This is a genomic window from Oleiphilus sp. HI0079, assembly GCF_001635105.1.
Genome location: NZ_LWFT01000630.1, coordinates 1 through 2051 on the forward strand (window position 1 = coordinate 1; position 2051 = coordinate 2051).

3 protein-coding genes and 1 pseudogene are annotated in these 2051 nt (G+C 47.8%); 3 read left to right on the top strand and 1 reads right to left on the bottom strand.

Annotated elements, in window-relative coordinates; genetic code table 11:
- Nucleotides 1–189 (top strand): hypothetical protein (locus A3750_RS26845; RefSeq protein WP_231871800.1); only part of this gene is annotated, 189 nt, incomplete at its 5' end.
- A complete protein-coding gene (locus tag A3750_RS11430) occupies nucleotides 190–1431 on the top strand; it encodes a ribonuclease J (RefSeq protein WP_082873270.1) in 1242 nt (413 codons plus the stop codon).
- A 14-nt stretch (nucleotides 1432–1445) separates the two neighbouring features.
- Here the strand turns inward: A3750_RS11430 and A3750_RS25335 are convergent, their stop codons facing one another.
- On the bottom strand, nucleotides 1446–1610 hold the full coding sequence (locus A3750_RS25335; RefSeq protein ID WP_156492245.1) for a hypothetical protein: 165 nt from the start codon (nucleotides 1608–1610) through the stop codon (nucleotides 1446–1448).
- Nucleotides 1611–1847: 237 nt separating this feature from the next.
- Here A3750_RS25335 and A3750_RS11435 point away from each other — a divergent pair.
- A pseudogene (locus tag A3750_RS11435) lies at nucleotides 1848–2051 on the top strand (M48 family peptidase); the annotation flags it as partial.

Below are 2051 nucleotides of genomic sequence, written 5' to 3' on the forward strand. Positions count from 1 at the left end.
TGCAGGGGTAGAAACGGACCGTGTGATTTTCGAATAGAACGACAGCCTCTAAGGAACATTTGGGTGTTTGATAAACCGGTTAAGCAAGATGGGCTTTACTTTTTGCCCTTGGGTGGGACGGGGGAAATAGGGATGAACCTAAACCTCTATCTGCACAATAACCATATGATCATGGTCGATTGCGGTTAAATGTTTCAGGACCCTGACGGCGTGCTTCATCCTCGTCTCGATGAATTTATCGTACCGGATACGCACTTTGTCGAGGAAAACCGCGGCGCACTGCAAGCGATTATTCTGACGCATGCCCATGAAGATCATATTGGCGCGATTCTAGCGCTTTGGCATCGTTTCCCTACACGAATTTATGCCACACCTTTTACTGCTGAGGTCTTACGCCGCAAAGTCGCGCGCTCAAGGGATGATCGCCATAATGATATTCTTGCTCAAATCGTGGTCGTTGAAACGAATCATTGGTATCAGGTCGGGCCATTCGATATTCAATGGAAGCCGCTTACGCACTCTACTCTCGAGTCAAACGGACTTTTGATAAGAACGCCTGTGCATAGCGTATTTCATACGGGCGACTGGAAGTTCGACGCCAACCCGGTAATTGGGCCCGCGACGCCAACACCCTCGGAATTTGCTTTGGACGATGTTTGCATAGACAGCGTTATTTGCGATTCAACGAACGCACTGAAGCCGGGACATTCAGTTTCTGAGCAGGTAGTGATGCAGGGTATTAGAAAAACGGTTGCGCCTCTCACAGGGCGGGTTTTCGTCAGTTGCTTCGCCAGCAACGTCGCGCGCTTGCTGAGTATCGCGCATGTAGCAAAGCAAACGGGGCGTTATTTGGCTGTTCTTGGTCGTGCTTTCGAGAACATGATCTCCATTGCCCGAGCTCTTGATTACTGGCCGAAGCAGCTTAAGATTTACTCAGCTGCAGAGGTTGCGTATCTCCCAAAGGAAGAGGTGATGTATCTCGTTACAGGAAGTCAGGGTGAGCCGAGAGCCGCATTGAATATGCTCACCAAAGGGAGCTTTCGCGGGGTAGATATGGAGGAGGGAGATAGCGTCATTTTCAGCTCAATGCGTATTCCCGGCAACGAAGTCGAGATTGCTCGTCTAATTGCCAACATAAAAGCACGCAAGGTTTCGGTCATAGAAAATGACATGGTCGAACAAGATATTCACGCTTCAGGACACCCATGCCGTGATGAGCTACGGCACCTTTACCGACACATCAAACCGAAGATTATGGTCGCGACGCACGGCACAGCTGAACACCTCTATCAACATAGTCTAATTGCGAAGGAATGCGGCGTTCGACGCACTCTCGTTGGGTTAAACGGGGATTTGTTCCAGTTGCATCCTGTCAGCAAACGTTTTGAGGGGTATGCATCAACAGCCCGCGTGTTGCTTCCTTCGCCTTAACGTTCTTTGGACCGTTAGTTGGCATCTTCAGTGTCGCTATGCGTTAGGATATTTAAGCGTGATAGAAACCCTTGCTCGTTCTCTTCGGGCTTTTTTGGTACAAAGGTTTTGTCTATTTGCGCTCCAATTAGGCTTTCGCCTTTGTGTTCATCTTGTGTGTAAATTAGCTCGTAGTGCATAGTTCAATACCGCTTTGAATCCCATACATTAAAATTTAAACGTTTTGTTATTACTCTATACGTGCGAATCGTTGAATTGGGCGTTAATATGAAGCAAATTTCATCGCTTTTTGACAGAAAACTAATCCAATGAAGATCTTAACTACTCTAACGCTTGTTTCACTTTTCGTAGCTTTGAATGGGTGTGCCAGTTCGCCCACGGGACGCAATCAATTAATTCTCGTGAGTGATGCTCAAATGAACCAGATGGGAGCAGACTCTTTTGCGGCAATGAGTAGCGAGCAAAAGGCGATCTCGTCCGGGGAATCCTACTCCTATGTTCGATGCATTGCTGATGCGATTCTTCTAGCAGATAGTCGAGATCCAAAAGCGTGGGAAGTGAAGGTTTTTGACGATGCCTCGCCAAATGCATTTGCGTTGCCCGGCAAGAAAATTGGTGTG

What these genes read in the sequence shown, in the direction of transcription:
- A3750_RS11430 (WP_082873270.1), top strand. Translation starts at nt 190, where the DNA reads ATGTTTCAGGACCCTGACGGCGTGCTTCATCCTCGTCTCGATGAATTT.
- A3750_RS25335 (WP_156492245.1), bottom strand. Translation starts at nt 1,610, where the DNA reads ATGCACTACGAGCTAATTTACACACAAGATGAACACAAAGGCGAAAGC.